Origin of the sequence: Sphingomonas jeddahensis, from assembly GCF_001981525.1 — a bacterium.
Taxonomy (GTDB): Bacteria; Pseudomonadota; Alphaproteobacteria; order Sphingomonadales; family Sphingomonadaceae; genus Sphingomonas; species Sphingomonas jeddahensis.
The window spans coordinates 248029-261955 of sequence record NZ_MPSB01000001.1 but is presented as its reverse complement, the minus strand read 5'-3'; the positions used below and the strand labels follow the sequence as shown (position 1 = coordinate 261955).

The following is a 13927-nucleotide window of genomic DNA, read 5'->3' as shown; positions in this document are numbered from 1 at the left end:
GCCGTCTGCTGTTGCGCGCAAGTTGTTCCGCCAACATGACCTCATGCTGACCCGTTTCAGCATTCACCGGCTCACGGGCGATGGCTGCGCGAGCGGAAGGGCTGGACTCTGAAACAAGTTCAGGGTGACGAGGTGGGGTGATGGAGCGGCGAACGATGTCGCGCCCGTGAGAGCAGGAACCTTTTAAGCCCGCCGAACGCGAGAGCCTCAACCCAGCCCGCGGGAAATGCGCACCGGCGCAGCAATGCCTGGATGTGACGCCGAACGAAAATGTGATGCTGCCAAAGTAAAAGGCCCGCCCGGCTTGCTGCCGGGCGGGCCGTTTCTGTCGCAAGCCTGCGAGAGCCGATCAGCCCTGCGCCGGCTCCTCGCCCTCATCGCGAGCCTCGGCGGTGGCGCCGGGTTCCGCGTTCGGGTCGAACTTCTCCAGGAAGCCGCCGGTGTCGCGGCCTTCCTCGAAGACCTGCGCCATGACGTCGACGCCCGACGCCTGCATCTCGGCCTCTTCAGGCGAGCGGGCGACGTTGACCTTGACCGTCACCGACACTTCCGGATGCAGCGCGACCTTCACGTCGTACACGCCGATCGCCTTGATCGGCTTGTCGAGCACGATTGCCGACTTGGCGACCTTGTGGCCGGCGTCGTTCAGCGCCTCGACCAGATCGCGCACCGCGACCGAGCCGTAGAGCTGGCCGACGTTCGACGCCTGGCGGATGATCGTGACCGATGCGTCCTTGAAGGACTTCGCCTCGACCTCGGCCTCGCCGCGGCGGTTCGCGTTCTCGGCTTCGATGCGGGCGCGGTTGGCCTCGAACACCTTGCGGTTGGCCTCGTTGGCGCGCAGCGCCTTCTTGTTCGGCAAGAGGTAGTTACGGGCGAAACCGTCCTTCACCTTTACCACGTCGCCGATGGCGCCGAGCTTCTCGACGCGCTCAAGCAGAATGACGTCCATCTGCTCTTCTCCTTACTTAACGACGTAGGGCAGCAGGCCCAGGTGACGGGCGCGCTTAATCGCCTGGGCGAGTTCGCGCTGCTTCTTGGCGCTCACCGAGGTGATGCGCGACGGGACGATCTTGCCACGCTCGGACACGAAGCCCTGCAGCAGACGGACGTCCTTATAGTCGATCCGGGGAGCATCCTTAGCGGAGAAGGGGCAGCTCTTGCGGCGGCGGAAGAAGGGACGGGCCATTATGCGTTCTCCTCTTCACGACGGCGACCGCGCTCGCGATCCCGCTCCTGCTTGCGCATCATCACCGACGGGCCGGCCTCATGCGCGTCGACCTTGACGGTCATGTAGCGGATGATGTCTTCGTTGATCGAATGCTGACGCTCGATCTCGGCGACGGTGTCGCCCGGTGCGTCGATCTCGATCATGACGTAATGCGCCTTGCGGTTCTTGGCCATGCGATAGGCCATCGAACGCAGCCCCCAAGTCTCGGTCTTCACGACCTTGCCCTGATGATCCTCGACGATCTTGGTGACGGCTTCCGCCATCTGGTCCACCTGCGCCTGTGCCAAATCCTGGCGCGCAAGGAACACGTGCTCGTACAGAGCCATGTGCTTTCCTTCCTTGGCCGATCGCTGACATGGCCCCGTGCCATGCCCCTCCGGCTGTCGTCCACAACAGCAAAGGGCGGGGAGGCCGAAGCCAACCCGCCCGTGCTGATGGTTCCTCTACGCGGAACCGCGTGAAAATCAAGCCTTACCGGAAGGCGCGCGGGACGACGCGCAGGACGTTGCCGTTGCCGGCCACCAGCACCGCGTCGCGACCCGAGCGGACCCACTGCTGCCCACGGCCCGGTGCGCCTAGGCGCTGCGCACGATATTGACGATAGTCGATCACGCGGTAGTTCTGCGCATAGCGGCGGTCGAAACGCTGGCCCTGGCGCCAGGTGCGATACGTCGGTCCGCGGCGGACGGTTGTTTTCTTCACTACCGTCCCGTTGGGGCGATGCTTGACAGTGGTGGTGGTCACTTCGCGACGCTGCGCCTGTGCATTGGCGGCAATCATTGGGGTGGCGATCAGCGAGGCTGCGACCGTTGCCTTGATCAGCTTCTTGAACATGAGACTGCTCCTCTTCACTGGATACTGGCGGCGCGGTTATCGCGGCGTCGAGAACCTATCTGGGCTATCACTGTATCCGCCTTGTCCCAACGGCTCGCCGATTTGGTCGCGATTTGTCGCAAATGGCCGGCGGGATGAACCGTTGTTCAGGAAGCAAGCATTTCTACACACGCCCTCGTTATCGCGTGGTGCCATGAGGAGCCCGCACACCCTTGAACCGCAAGCCGAGAACGCAAACTCCGCAACCACCGTCGGCTGGTTCGCACTGGTGGCACTGACGATGGCAACGGCGTTGTTCGTCGGCTGGGTGGGGTTCATGGCCTCCGACGACTCGCTCTATCATGCCGGGGCCGTGCGGTGGCTGACCGATCCGCCGTTTCCCGGAACCGATCACTGGTCGACGCGCTTTCCGCTGACGCTCACCTTTGCGACGGTGCTGGCGCTGGTGGGGGAGAACTTCGCGTCCTTTGCGATCACCGCAGTCCTGTTCTACGTCCTGCTGGTGGCGGTTGCGGCGCGATTTGCCGCTAGCGTGGCGAGCACGCGCGCCGGATGGATTACGGCGCTGCTCACCGCGACGCTGCCGGTCGTCGTCAGCCATGCCACCACCGTTAGCGTCGATCTGATCGAGGCAGCGGCGCTAGTGGGCGGCGCGTGGCTGATCGGCCTGGCGGGAGAGGGGCCTCGCGGCCTGCTGCGCGCCGGGCTGGGCGGCGTCATGTTTGGCGTGGCGGTGCTGTGCCGCGAAACAAGCGTGCTGGCGCTTGCGGTGCTCGGCCCCCTGCTGCTGATCGGCCGCCCCATCCCCCGCCGCGTGCTAATCGCCTGCGGCATCGGCGCGGCGGCGGTGCTGCTGGGCGAAGCGTTGTTCCAATACCTGCTCACGGGCGACCCGCTACGCCGCTACACCATTGCCTTCCACCATGACGAGCATATCGATCGCGCAGCGAACCACGAGGGAAATTTCCTGCTGTGGGCGCCGATCGATCCGCTGCTCGTCCTGCTGATCAACGACGATTTCGGCCTGCTCTTCTGGTTCGCGGGAGCGGCAGCAGCGTTCGACCGATGGCGTAGCATAGCGGTGGAGCGGCGCCGGCCGCTGGTGCTGCTCGCCTGGATGGCGGGCGCGAGCTTCCTGCTTGTATCCCTGCTCTACACCAAATTGGTGCTCAACCCGCGCTATTTCATGCTTGCGGCGCTGACGGCAGTGATCGTGCTGGCGATCTGGCTTGATCGGCTCGGCTGGCGTGTGCGGTCGCTGATCCTAGCCGCGATGGTGGCCGGCAACCTCTTGTTGATGAGCGCCGGCAACGCCCACCCGCGCTGGTCGATGGAGGCGCTGGTACTCGCGGCTGAAGCTCATCCGAATGAGACTGTCGCGGCGCCTGCGAACGACGTGGCTCGTGCCGACATCGCGATGGCCTTCCTGAATCAGCGCAACATCCGGCCGCTACCCGCAGCGCCCGGCGGGCTTGCGATCATAGCGGCAGACGTTTCGCCACCTGGCGTGGTGGTTGCCGCTTATCCATCGCCACCGACTCGGCTTGGTGCGTTGCTCCGCCAGCTCGGGCTGGAGCAGCTCGTACCGGCCCCGATCGCCCGACGCATGTTCGCGCCCAGTCCCGCAGTGGTGCTGGTGCGGATGCCCGCTGAGTAATACGTCGCCCTTCAACCGTCCTCCAGGTCAGGGCGATTCGTACGTCCAGAGTTCTCGGCCTCAACACCACCTTAGCGGTGCTGGTTTCCCGCCCACGCGCAAATCACAACGGGATGGTGGCTGATTTAAACAGCCGGCGCGAACTCCCCATCCTCCCCCATCACCCACAGCACGCCTTCCTTGATTGCGAACCAAGCGCCGTGCAGCGTCAGCCGCCCCTCGGCCTCTGCTTCGCGCACGAACGGAAAGCTGCGCAGATTGGTGATGCTCACCCGCACCGTCTCCAGCTCAAGCGCATGCACCGCATCCTCCCCAATGCCATGCTCCGCGGTCACCCGATCCCGAGCTGCATCGAGCAGGTCGATCCAATGCGCGATGAACCCGCCCTCGCCGGGGTCGGCCTGGGCGAACCGCCCGGTCATCGCGGCATGCACGCCGCCGCACGATCCGTGGCCCATCACCACGATTTCCTCGACCTTCAGTTGCGTGACGGCGAACTCCAGCGCCGCCGACACGCCATGCCGCCCGCCACCCGTTTCGAAAGGCGGCACCAGATTGGCGACGTTGCGCACGACGAAAATCTCGCCCGGCGAGGTATCGAACACCATCGCAGGATCGGTGCGGCTGTCGGAGCAGGCGATCACCATCACCTTGGGCGATTGGCCCTGTGCCAAGGTCGCCCATCGCTCACGCTCCTCGGCCCAGCCATGTTCGCGGAAACGGCCGTAGCCGGCGACAAGATCGGTAAAGACGGTCATGCCGCCTCCCATATCGCGTTGTTTCGCGCGGCGGCAGTCGCTATCTCGCCCCGCAAGATGACTGATATGACCCCGCTCGCCCGCCCGGAACGCGCTCGCAAGCCGGATTGGATCCGCGTCAAGGCGCCCACTTCGGTCGGGTTCGCCGAGACCAAGCAGCTGATGCGCCGCCTCAACCTCGCCACCGTTTGCGAGGAAGCGGCTTGCCCGAACATCGGCGAATGCTGGACCAAGAAACACGCCACGGTGATGATCCTTGGCGATACCTGCACCCGTGCCTGCGCCTTCTGCAACGTGAAGACGGGCATGCCGCGCCCGGTCGATCCGCTTGAGCCCGAGCATCTCGCGGTTGCGGCGGCCGAGATGGGGCTGCAGCACATCGTCATCACCTCAGTTGATCGGGACGATCTGCCCGACGGCGGGGCGCATCAGTTCGTCAAGGTGATCGAGGCGCTTCGCCGCACCACGCCGTCGACCACGATCGAGATCCTGACGCCGGACTTCCGCAACAAGACTCAGGCTGCAGTCGAGTCGATCGTCATCGCACGGCCCGACGTTTACAATCACAATCTCGAAACCGTGCCGCGGTTGTACCCGACGATCCGCCCCGGTGCGCGTTATTATGCGTCGCTGCGGCTGCTGGAGAGCGTCAAGCGCCACGATCCATCGATCTTCACCAAGTCGGGCGTGATGCTTGGTCTCGGCGAGGAGCGGCTGGAGGTTCATCAGGTGATGGACGACATGCGCTCGGCCGACATCGATTTCCTGACGATGGGCCAGTATCTTCAGCCCACGCCCAAACATGCCAAGGTGATGGATTTCGTCACCCCCAAGGCGTTTGATGCTTATGCCGCAATTGCGCGCGCCAAGGGTTTTCTGCTGGTCGCGTCCTCGCCATTGACCCGGTCGAGCTACCACGCCGGGGAGGATTTCGCGAAGCTACGGGCGGCGCGCGAGGCACAGCTTGCCAAAGCATAACGAGACGCGGGCAATGCCCTACACGCCCGAGCAGATGTTCGATCTGGTCGCGGACGTGAAATCCTATCAGGAATTCCTGCCCTGGGTCATCGCCATGCGCGTCCGCAAGGACGCGCCGGAGGAAACCGTCGCCGACATGATCGTCGGCTTCAAAGGCCTGCGCGAGACGTTCACGTCTCGTGTTGAAAAGCAGAGGCCCGACCGGATCTACGTCGACTATGTCGATGGTCCGATGAAATATCTCTATAACGAGTGGCGCTTCCGCCCGGACGGGCAGGGGTGTCTTGTCGACTTCTCGGTCGACTTCCAGTTCAAGAACCGGATGTTCGAGATGCTCGCGGGGCAGGTGTTCGGCATCGCGCTGCGCAAGATGATCGGCGCCTTCGAGGATCGCGCCCGCAAGCTCTATGGGGCGGGCACTTCCTCGGACGGGGCCTCTGCTGGCGGCATCAGCAAGTCGAGCGCGCATAGCGCCGCTTGAAGGCGGATACCGGCGCGGCCCAGGTCGCCGAAGGTTTTCTTGTCCGCGACAACGTCGGCGGGATCACCGCCGCGCTCGGCGCGCGCGAAGACAACCGTGCCGACCGGCTTCTTCTCCGATCCCCCGCCCGGGCCCGCAATCCCGGTAATGGCGACTGCCACGTCGGCGCGGGTCGCTTCCAGCGCACCCTGGGCCATGCTCCACGCCGTGGCGATCGAAACGGCACCGAATGTTTCGATCACGTCGTTTGACACATGGAGCAGCGCCAGCTTTGCCTCATTCGAATAGCTGACGATCGAGGCTTCGAGCACGTCGGATGAGCCGGGCACTTCGGTCAGCGCCGCTGCGACCAGCCCGCCGGTGCAGCTTTCCGCCACCGCGAGGCGGCGGCCGGCGGCACGATTTGCCTCGACCACCCTGGTCGCGGCCTCGATCAATCTGTCGGGTAGCAGGTTCTCGCTCATCGCCGCGACGCCGCGCAGACCGGCAGGTCGGGGATGTCGGCGACGGCAGCGGTGCCGCGCGCCTTTTCCGCTTTCAGATGTTGCAGGCTAGCCACGACGATGCCGGCCGAATTGCGCGGCGGTAGCGGTTCCAGCAGCGTCATGATCCGATCGATCGTTCCGCAGTCCGATGATTGCACCCGCCCAACGATCAACGGCGCGATCAGCGACGTGATCAGCGGTCGCGCATAGTCTGACTGGAGCAGCAGCATCGACAGGCGGGGGTCGCTCAGCTTCGCAATCGCGCTTTGCGCCGCCGGCCAAGCGCGATCCGCCTCCACCTGGTAGCGCGCCAGGAACGGCCCGGATGTGCGCCGCACGACGCTGGAGGCGGGCAGGGTGGTGCACACCCGGCCGGTCTCGCGGATGATGTCGGGAAAGGCGACCAACGTGATCGCCTCGGCCTCCGCCGTCGTCAGACAGGGCGTCTGCGCAAAGGCGGTCGTTGGCATGGCGAACAACATCGCGGCGGCAAGCAGGCGTTTCATGCTGGGTCTCCGGGCAGGCGAATGGTCGCCGCGGCCTGAGCGGCGATGCCCTCGCCACGGCCGGTGAAGCCCAGGCGTTCGGTGGTCGTCGCTTTCACAGAAACGCGATCGGTCGAAAGCGCCAGAAGTTCCGCTATCCGTGCCTGGATCGCCACACGGTGCGGCCCGATCTTGGGCGCCTCGCACATGATCGTCAGGTCCACGAAGGTGATCTGCCCGCCGCGATCAGCGATCAGCTTGGCGGCGTGTCGCAGGAACTGCCCCGATTCCGCGCCGCGCCATTGCGGATCGCTGGGCGGGAAGTGCTGGCCGATGTCGCCCGCGGCAATCGTACCGAGCAGCGCGTCGGTTAGCGCATGCAGCGCCACATCGGCGTCGCTATGTCCGCTCAATCCCTTATGGTGCGGGATCTTCACCCCGCCGAGCCACAATTCCTCGCCGTCCGCCAGCCGGTGAACGTCGAACCCCGTCGCCGTCCGCGTCTCCCATCCGATCCGCGCTTCCGCCGCGGCGAAGTCGCCGGGCAGGGTCACTTTTTCGAGCATGGGATCGCCCTGCACCAGCGCGACCGATCCGCCAAGCGCCCGCACCATCTGCGCATCGTCCGTAGGCTCCGCGCCGCGCCATTCCGCATGCGCCCGGCGGATGCTGTCGACGCGGAATGCCTGCGGTGTCTGCACCCGGTGCAACCCCTCGCGCGAAACACTGGTGCCGTCTGTCGACACCAAGGTATCGACTATCGGCAGCACCGGCACCGCGCCATCGGCATTATCCAGTGCGTCGATCAACCGATCGATCACCGCGTCCGTGATGAACGGGCGCGCCGCATCATGGATCAGCACGCGTTCCGCATCGCCCATCGCCGCGAGCCCCGATGCCACCGACGCGCGCCGCGTCGTTCCGCCGGTGATTGTTGCGACGCCGGGCATATGCTCCGCCGTAAGTCGCTGCTGATCCTCGGCGATCGCCACAATGACGCGCTCGATTCGGGGATTCTTCGCGAAAGCGGCGTAGCTCCAGGCGAGCATGGGGCGGCCGGCGATGAGCGCAAACTGCTTCGGCAGCGTGCCCCCGGCGCGTTCCCCCTTGCCCGCGGCGACGATCAGCGCGACGGTATTCATCGGCGCGCCCCTAGCGTTATATCCCTCACCTTGCCAGCGCGTCGTGGATCGCTTACCTGCCTGTTTTTCAGGCAGATACTCCCGGATGCGCAAGCTCGCCCCTATCCAGATCGGACCCGTACGGATCGACGAGCCGGTAGTGCTCGCGCCGATGACGGGCGTCACGGACCAGCCGTTCCGCACTCTCGTGCGCCGCTACGGCTCGGGCCTCAACGTCACTGAGATGATCGCCAGCCAGGCGGCAATCCGCGAAACTCGGCAGTCAATTCAAAAGGCTGCGTGGCATCTTTCGGAAGAGCCTGTATCTATGCAGCTGGTCGGCTGCACCCCGCACGAGATGGCAGAAGCCGCCAAACTCGCGGAGGAAAAGGGCGCAGCGATCATCGACATCAACATGGGCTGCCCGGTCCGCAAGGTGACAAGCGGCGACGCAGGTTCGGCCTTAATGCGCGATCTCAAGAATGCCGCGGCGATCATTGATGCGGTGGTGAAAGCGGTAGAGGCACCGGTCACCGTCAAGATGCGCATGGGCTGGTGCCATGACAGCCTCAATGCGCCTGAACTCGCCCGCATCGCCGAGGATCTCGGCGCCAGGATGATCACCGTCCATGGCCGCACCCGCAACCAGATGTACAAGGGCTCGGCAGACTGGGCGTTCGTACGCCGCGTAAAGGAGGCAATCAGCGTTCCCGTGATCGTCAACGGCGACATCAACTCGGTCGCGGACGCCGAAAGCGCGCTGGATCAATCAGGTGCGGACGGCGTGATGATCGGCCGCGGCGCTTATGGACGCCCTTGGCTGCTCGCTCAGGTGATGGATGCGCTGGCCGGGCGCACCCCCAAGGCGGACCCGTCGCTCGACGAACAATATCACGCGATCGTCGAACATTACGAGGCGATGCTTAGCCATTATGGCACGCTTACCGGCGTCAACATGGCGCGCAAGCATATCGGCTGGTACACCAAGGGCATTCACGGCTCGGCCGAGTTCCGCAACGCGGTGAACAAGGAACCGGACGCCAAGGTGGTGTTGCAGATGCTGGCCGGATTCTATGCGCCCTATCGCGCTCGCGCAGCGGCGTGATGCTGGCACCGCGCGGCCCGGAGCCCTCCGAACTGCTCAGCGCACTTCCCGTCGCGCTGATGGTGGTCGATGCGGGGGGACGAGTCGCGCAGGCCAACGCGGAATGCGAGCTGCTGCTCAATCAGTCCGAACGGGCGATGCGCGGGCGCATGATCGGCGACGTCCTGCCGCTCCCGGATGAAGCCGGCGCGCAGAAGGGCCGCGCGTTCACCGCCTTCGACCTTGCGCTCGAAACCGCACGCGGACAACGATTGCGGGTCGATCTTGCCGCGATCGAGCTGCCCGAACATCCCGGTTGGCGCGTCATCACGCTGCATAATGCGGCGAGTTCCCGCCGGCTCGGCGTGTCGGCGGATCGCGCGGCTGCGGCCCGGTCGGCGGTCGGCGCGGCGGCGATGCTGGCACATGAGATCAAGAACCCTCTGTCGAGCATCCGCGGCGCCGCCCAGTTGATTGCCGATGGCGTTGATGCACAGACCATGACCAAGCTGGTCATCGACGAGGTTGATCGTATTACGGCGCTGATCGACCGGATGGAGGATTTCACCGACACGCGGCCGCTGGCGGTGGAGCCGCTCAACATCTATCCGCTGCTCGCCCGCGTGCGCGATGCCGCGCTTGCCGGGTTTGCGCGCGAGATCACGATCGAGGAACGGTTTGATCCCTCGCTGCCGCCAGCTATGGCGAACCGCGATGCGTTGCTGCAGGTTCTAATCAACCTGATGAAAAATGCCGCCACGGCACTGGGACAGCGCGGCGAGCGCCGCATCACGCTGACGACATCTTACCGCCACGGCATGTCGGTCGCAGCGGCGCCAGGTCGGCCGCGCCGCCCTTTACCGATCGAGATCTGCGTCGTGGATTCGGGGCCGGGGGCCCCGGAGGACATTGCCGAACATCTTTTCGATCCGTTCGTCTCGAGCCGGCCGGAAGGGAAGGGGCTGGGGCTGGCGTTGGTCGACAAGCTGGTGCGCGACATGGGGGGAATGGTGCAATATTCGCGCGAGGGCACGCCGAACGAGACGGTCTTCCGCATTCTCCTGCCGAGGGCTGAGTAATGGCGGGCAATATCCTGCTCGTCGATGATGACGAAGCGATCCGCACGGTGGTCGCACACGCGCTACGCCGTGCGGGGCACCGGGTGCGAACCGCCGGCAGCGTTGCGGAGTTCGATCGCGAGCTGCGACAGGGCGTGCCCGACGTGCTGCTGACCGATGTCGTCCTGCCTGATGGCGACGGCATCGAGATTGCGATGCGGCTCGCCCGCGAGGCGCCGGACCTGCCGGTGATCGTCCTGTCCGCCCGGAACACGCTCACCACCGCCGTCCGCGCCAACGAAGCGGGCGCCTATGATTATCTGCCTAAGCCGTTCGACCTCGAAACCCTTACCAAGACGATCGCCGCGGCACTGGAGCGGCGCGGCGCCGCTTTGCCCCTGCAGATCGACGACGAAGATCGAAACCTTCCACTGATCGGCCGCTCCCCGGCGATGCAGGAAGTTTATCGGGTCATCGCGCGCGTGGTCTCAAACGATCTCACCGTATTGGTGTCGGGGGAGTCGGGCACCGGCAAGGAGTTGGTTGCACGAGCGATCCACGATCTGGGCCAGCGCCGCGCCGCGCCATTTGTGGCGATCAACATGGCGGCAATCCCGCGCGAGCTGATCGAGGCCGAGTTGTTCGGGCATGAGCGTGGCGCCTTTACCGGCGCCGCGCAGCGCACGGCTGGCCGGTTTGAGCAAGCCGCTGGAGGGACGTTGTTCCTTGACGAGATTGGCGACATGCCGATCGAGGCTCAGACGCGACTGTTGCGCGTTCTTCAGTCAGGCGAGTTCACCACGGTGGGTGGGGTTCGCACGATCCGCGCCGATGTGCGGATCGTCGCGGCGACCAATCGTGAGCTCCAGCAGGCGGTTGCCAACGGGCAGTTCCGCGAAGACCTTTTCTACCGGTTGAATGTCGTTCCCATTGCACTCCCGGCCCTGCGCGAGCGCCGCAGCGATATCGCCGTGCTGGCCCGCCATTTTCTTGAGCGGGCGGCGGATTCAGGCTTGCCGCGCAAGACTTTGGACAAGGAAGCTGTCGACCTGCTCGAACAGCACGATTGGCCGGGCAACGTTCGACAGCTCGAGAATCTCATGCGGCGGCTGGCGGCTTTGTCGCGGGATGATCGCATCTCGGCGAGTGAGCTTGTCACTATGCTGGGACATAGCAGCACGTCGTTGTTTCCGGATCCCGACGTGGCGCTGGATGCCGCGGTTCGCGCCTTTGTGGAGCGGCTGGCGCGTAATGAACCGGCAGCGCTTGATGATGGCACGCTATACGATCGGCTCATCGCCGAGGTCGAGCGGCCGCTGATCGAAGCGATGCTAGCGCGCCACGGTGGCAACCAGCTACGTGCCGCCCGGGCGATCGGCTTGAACCGCAACACACTTCGTAAGCGGCTCGACGCGCTCGGAATTGATCCGGCTATCCGTCCACACGCGCGGGAGTTGCGGTGAACGCGGCAATTATGTGTTTTCTCTGCAACACTCTTGTTGTAGCGTTGCGCCGATGATCGCCGGTACGGCACCCGCCACCGACCTGCTTGCCCCGCCGCGCCGCTGGACAGTGACGCCAGTGATCGAGATCGGCGTGCTCGCCATCGCGATCGCCATTGCTGCTGGCACCTATGTGGTCGTTGCTCATACGGGACGTCCCGAGGGCTTGATCGCTCCCGGCGTGGTGGCGCTGCTGCTCGTTTCCAACCTGGTCCCCGGCGTCGCGCTGATGATGCTGTTCGGCCGCCGCATCGCCAGGCGGCGCGCGGCTCGCTCGCCGGTTGGCGGCGAAGGGCGACTGCACGTCCGGTTGGTCGCCCTCTTCTCGATTGTCGCTGCCGTGCCGATGGTGCTGGTGACGATCGCAGCCTCGCTGCTGTTCCAATATGGCGTGCAATTCTGGTACTCGGATCGCGCTCGCGGCGTGTTCGAGAATGCGACCACGCTTACTCGCACATCGTACAACCAGATCCTTCAGCGCTGGCAGGAGGCGACCGTGACGATGGCCAGCGATATCGCGAGTGAGCTCGACCAGCGGCCGATCGAGGATCCACAGTTCCGCGCTTTTTTGTTCCAGCAGACGTATTTCCGCAGCCTCTCCGAGGCGTTGCTGTTCCAGGTTTCGCCGAAGGGCGAACTGCAGACGCTCGCCTTCGTCAACCCCTACGACCTCGATCTTGCGCGCCAAGTATCCGCGGAAGCAGTGGGTGCATTGCGCGAGGGACAGCAGAGCAAGGTAACGGTCACCGGCGATCGGATCCAGACTGTGGCGCGGCTGCCCGGTTCTTCCAGGATCTTCCTTTACGCCGCCCGCGTCACAAACCCGAAGGAGATGACGACACAGACAGAGCGTGCCGAGGCTGCGCTCGCCAATTATCGCGCGCTGCTGGTGCGAGCGCGAACCTTGCAGCTACGCTTCAATGCGGCCTTGCTCTTGTTGTCATTGCTGATCGTCGGCGTGGCGGTCTGGATCGCGCTTGCGGTGGCTGACCGGCTGGTCAGGCCTGTGGCCGAACTGGTCGACGCAGCGCGGCGAGTGGAGGGTGGGGACCTCGCCGCCCGCGTACAGGAAACGCGTGACCGCGACGAGGTCGGCACCTTGTCGAACGCATTCAATAGAATGACGGAGCGACTGGAAGAGCAGAATCACGCCCTTGTCACCGCGAATGCGCAGCTCGACAATCGGCGCGCCTTGATCGAAGCGGTGATGTCGGGGGTATCGGCGGGCGTCGTCTCAATCGCGCCCGATCGCACGATCCGATTAATCAACAGCTCGGCCCAGATGCTGCTGGGCCTTGCTGATCCTCCGATCGGCCGCCCACTCGCCAGCATTGCGCCGGAGCTCGAAAGGCTGCTCGACGGCACCGCGCGTGAGGCAATCATTCAACTGACTGCCGCTGGCGAGGCGCGCACGCTGGCCGTGCGTATTGCCCGCGATGGCACCGGGCCGATCCTGACCTTTGACGATATCACGCAGCAGTTGCTCGACCAGCGTCGCGCCGCTTGGTCCGACGTCGCCCGGCGCATCGCGCACGAGATCAAGAACCCGCTGACCCCGATCCAGCTTGCCGCCGAGCGGCTACAGCGTCGCTATGGCGGGAAGGTGGAGGAAGGAGACACTACCTTCAGCCGCCTGACCGAGACGATCGTTCGCCAGGTCGGTGACCTGAGACGAATGGTGGATGAGTTCTCCTCTTTCGCACGCATGCCGAAGCCCGTATTTCGCGAGGAGTCCCTGGTCGATGTCGCGCGGCAGACGATGTTCCTCCACGAGGTGGCGCACGCGGCCATCCGCTTCGAGATCCGCCATGATGAGCCAGGCCCAATGCTGGTATGCGACCGGCGGCAGATCGGTCAGGCGCTCACCAATATCGTCAAGAATGCCGTCGAAGCCATCGAAGCAACTGGGCGCAACGAGGGCGCGATCGTGATGGAGGTGCTTGAGGAGGACCATCGTGCAATCATCACCGTTGCGGATGACGGCGTGGGGCTGCCGCCGGAGCGCGACCGGATCGTCGAGCCATACATGACTACCCGCGCGCGCGGCACTGGCCTTGGCCTGGCGATCGTTAAGAAGATCGTCGAGGAACATTTCGGAACGATTTCGTTCGCCGACCGTCCCGTTGGCGGGACGCTGGTGACCATGACGTTCGATACAATGATGCTCGCCGGCGTAACCGGACGGGACCACGATTCAAATGACGGTGACGGCGGAGGCATTGCCGCCCTGACCCGCAACCGGACGGCATAGAC

The 13927-nt window shown here is 64.9% G+C and carries 15 protein-coding genes; 7 read left to right on the top strand and 8 right to left on the bottom strand.

Features of this window, described 5'->3' with window-relative positions; translation table 11 throughout:
• Positions 1–349: 349 nt before the first annotated feature.
• The 4 genes from rplI to SPHI_RS01150 form a co-directional block, all read right to left on the bottom strand.
• The gene (gene rplI / locus SPHI_RS01165; protein WP_076743054.1) at positions 350–952 is read right to left on the bottom strand and encodes a 50S ribosomal protein L9; all 603 of its coding nucleotides are present in this window, start codon (positions 950–952) and stop codon (positions 350–352) included.
• Between the two features lie 12 nt (positions 953–964).
• Positions 965–1189 carry a 30S ribosomal protein S18 gene (gene rpsR / locus SPHI_RS01160; protein ID WP_007403456.1) on the bottom strand — a complete coding sequence of 75 codons (225 nt, stop codon included), beginning with the start codon at positions 1187–1189 and terminating at the stop codon, positions 965–967.
• Positions 1189–1557: a 30S ribosomal protein S6 gene (gene rpsF, locus SPHI_RS01155; protein ID WP_076743053.1), complete on the bottom strand. Its 369-nt coding sequence runs from the start codon at positions 1555–1557 to the stop codon at positions 1189–1191. Before rpsF ends, rpsR begins: the two co-directional genes overlap by 1 nt.
• Positions 1558–1702: 145 nt before the next feature.
• Positions 1703–2065: an RcnB family protein gene (locus SPHI_RS01150; RefSeq protein WP_076743052.1), complete on the bottom strand. Its 363-nt coding sequence runs from the start codon at positions 2063–2065 to the stop codon at positions 1703–1705.
• 193 nt (positions 2066–2258) lie between these two features.
• Between SPHI_RS01150 and SPHI_RS01145 the strand changes: the two genes are divergently transcribed.
• Positions 2259–3722: a glycosyltransferase family 39 protein gene (locus SPHI_RS01145; protein ID WP_076743051.1), complete on the top strand. Its 1464-nt coding sequence runs from the start codon at positions 2259–2261 to the stop codon at positions 3720–3722.
• Between the two features lie 125 nt (positions 3723–3847).
• On the opposite strand, the gene SPHI_RS01140 is transcribed toward SPHI_RS01145, so the two are convergent.
• Positions 3848–4480 (bottom strand): carbonic anhydrase, encoded by a 633-nt coding sequence (locus SPHI_RS01140; RefSeq protein WP_076743050.1) that lies wholly within the window; start codon positions 4478–4480, stop codon positions 3848–3850.
• A 57-nt stretch (positions 4481–4537) separates the two neighbouring features.
• On the opposite strand from SPHI_RS01140, the gene lipA reads away from it, so the two are divergent.
• Together lipA and SPHI_RS01130 are read left to right on the top strand one after the other, a co-directional pair.
• Positions 4538–5458 carry a lipoyl synthase gene (gene lipA / locus SPHI_RS01135; RefSeq protein ID WP_076743228.1) on the top strand — a complete coding sequence of 307 codons (921 nt, stop codon included), beginning with the start codon at positions 4538–4540 and terminating at the stop codon, positions 5456–5458.
• Positions 5445–5939: a type II toxin-antitoxin system RatA family toxin gene (locus tag SPHI_RS01130; RefSeq protein WP_076743049.1), complete on the top strand. Its 495-nt coding sequence runs from the start codon at positions 5445–5447 to the stop codon at positions 5937–5939. Before lipA ends, SPHI_RS01130 begins: the two co-directional genes overlap by 14 nt.
• Here SPHI_RS01130 and SPHI_RS01125 read toward each other — a convergent pair.
• From SPHI_RS01125 to SPHI_RS01115, 3 genes are read right to left on the bottom strand one after another with little or no spacing between them, the layout of a single operon-like run.
• Positions 5864–6403, bottom strand: coding sequence for a CinA family protein (locus SPHI_RS01125; protein ID WP_076743048.1), 540 nt, complete (start codon positions 6401–6403; stop codon positions 5864–5866). The two genes, SPHI_RS01130 and SPHI_RS01125, sit on opposite strands and share 76 nt — an antisense overlap.
• Positions 6400–6930, bottom strand: a complete 531-nt coding sequence (locus SPHI_RS01120; protein WP_076743047.1) for a hypothetical protein — start codon at positions 6928–6930, stop codon at positions 6400–6402. Before SPHI_RS01120 ends, SPHI_RS01125 begins: the two co-directional genes overlap by 4 nt.
• Entirely contained in the window at positions 6927–8051 is a 1125-nt protein-coding gene (locus SPHI_RS01115) for a bifunctional 2-C-methyl-D-erythritol 4-phosphate cytidylyltransferase/2-C-methyl-D-erythritol 2,4-cyclodiphosphate synthase (RefSeq protein ID WP_076743046.1), read from the bottom strand. Before SPHI_RS01115 ends, SPHI_RS01120 begins: the two co-directional genes overlap by 4 nt.
• 85 nt (positions 8052–8136) lie before the next feature.
• On the opposite strand from SPHI_RS01115, the gene dusB reads away from it, so the two are divergent.
• The 4 genes from dusB to SPHI_RS01095 are packed head-to-tail and all read left to right on the top strand — an operon-like array spanning position 8137 to position 13925.
• Positions 8137–9135 carry a tRNA dihydrouridine synthase DusB gene (gene dusB, locus SPHI_RS01110; RefSeq protein WP_076743045.1) on the top strand — a complete coding sequence of 333 codons (999 nt, stop codon included), beginning with the start codon at positions 8137–8139 and terminating at the stop codon, positions 9133–9135.
• Positions 9135–10193, top strand: coding sequence for a two-component system sensor histidine kinase NtrB (locus SPHI_RS01105; protein WP_076743044.1), 1059 nt, complete (start codon positions 9135–9137; stop codon positions 10191–10193). Before dusB ends, SPHI_RS01105 begins: the two co-directional genes overlap by 1 nt.
• The gene (gene ntrC, locus SPHI_RS01100; RefSeq protein ID WP_076743043.1) at positions 10193–11635 is read left to right on the top strand and encodes a nitrogen regulation protein NR(I); all 1443 of its coding nucleotides are present in this window, start codon (positions 10193–10195) and stop codon (positions 11633–11635) included. The genes SPHI_RS01105 and ntrC overlap by 1 nt, the downstream gene beginning before the upstream one ends.
• A 52-nt stretch (positions 11636–11687) precedes the next feature.
• Entirely contained in the window at positions 11688–13925 is a 2238-nt protein-coding gene (locus SPHI_RS01095) for a sensor histidine kinase (RefSeq protein WP_076743042.1), read from the top strand.
• Positions 13926–13927: the final 2 nt, after the last annotated feature.

Excerpts from the sequence above, each read along its gene's own strand:
- SPHI_RS01140 (WP_076743050.1), bottom strand. The coding sequence starts at position 4,480 with ATGACCGTCTTTACCGATCTTGTCGCCGGCTACGGCCGTTTCCGCGAA.
- SPHI_RS01150 (WP_076743052.1), bottom strand. The coding sequence starts at position 2,065 with ATGTTCAAGAAGCTGATCAAGGCAACGGTCGCAGCCTCGCTGATCGCC.
- lipA (WP_076743228.1), top strand. The coding sequence starts at position 4,538 with ATGACTGATATGACCCCGCTCGCCCGCCCGGAACGCGCTCGCAAGCCG.
- SPHI_RS01105 (WP_076743044.1), top strand. The coding sequence starts at position 9,135 with ATGCTGGCACCGCGCGGCCCGGAGCCCTCCGAACTGCTCAGCGCACTT.
- SPHI_RS01125 (WP_076743048.1), bottom strand. The coding sequence starts at position 6,403 with ATGAGCGAGAACCTGCTACCCGACAGATTGATCGAGGCCGCGACCAGG.
- rpsF (WP_076743053.1), bottom strand. The coding sequence starts at position 1,557 with ATGGCTCTGTACGAGCACGTGTTCCTTGCGCGCCAGGATTTGGCACAG.
- SPHI_RS01095 (WP_076743042.1), top strand. The coding sequence starts at position 11,688 with ATGATCGCCGGTACGGCACCCGCCACCGACCTGCTTGCCCCGCCGCGC.
- rplI (WP_076743054.1), bottom strand. The coding sequence starts at position 952 with ATGGACGTCATTCTGCTTGAGCGCGTCGAGAAGCTCGGCGCCATCGGC.
- SPHI_RS01145 (WP_076743051.1), top strand. The coding sequence starts at position 2,259 with ATGAGGAGCCCGCACACCCTTGAACCGCAAGCCGAGAACGCAAACTCC.
- rpsR (WP_007403456.1), bottom strand. The coding sequence starts at position 1,189 with ATGGCCCGTCCCTTCTTCCGCCGCCGCAAGAGCTGCCCCTTCTCCGCT.
- ntrC (WP_076743043.1), top strand. The coding sequence starts at position 10,193 with ATGGCGGGCAATATCCTGCTCGTCGATGATGACGAAGCGATCCGCACG.
- dusB (WP_076743045.1), top strand. The coding sequence starts at position 8,137 with ATGCGCAAGCTCGCCCCTATCCAGATCGGACCCGTACGGATCGACGAG.
- SPHI_RS01120 (WP_076743047.1), bottom strand. The coding sequence starts at position 6,930 with ATGAAACGCCTGCTTGCCGCCGCGATGTTGTTCGCCATGCCAACGACC.
- SPHI_RS01115 (WP_076743046.1), bottom strand. The coding sequence starts at position 8,051 with ATGAATACCGTCGCGCTGATCGTCGCCGCGGGCAAGGGGGAACGCGCC.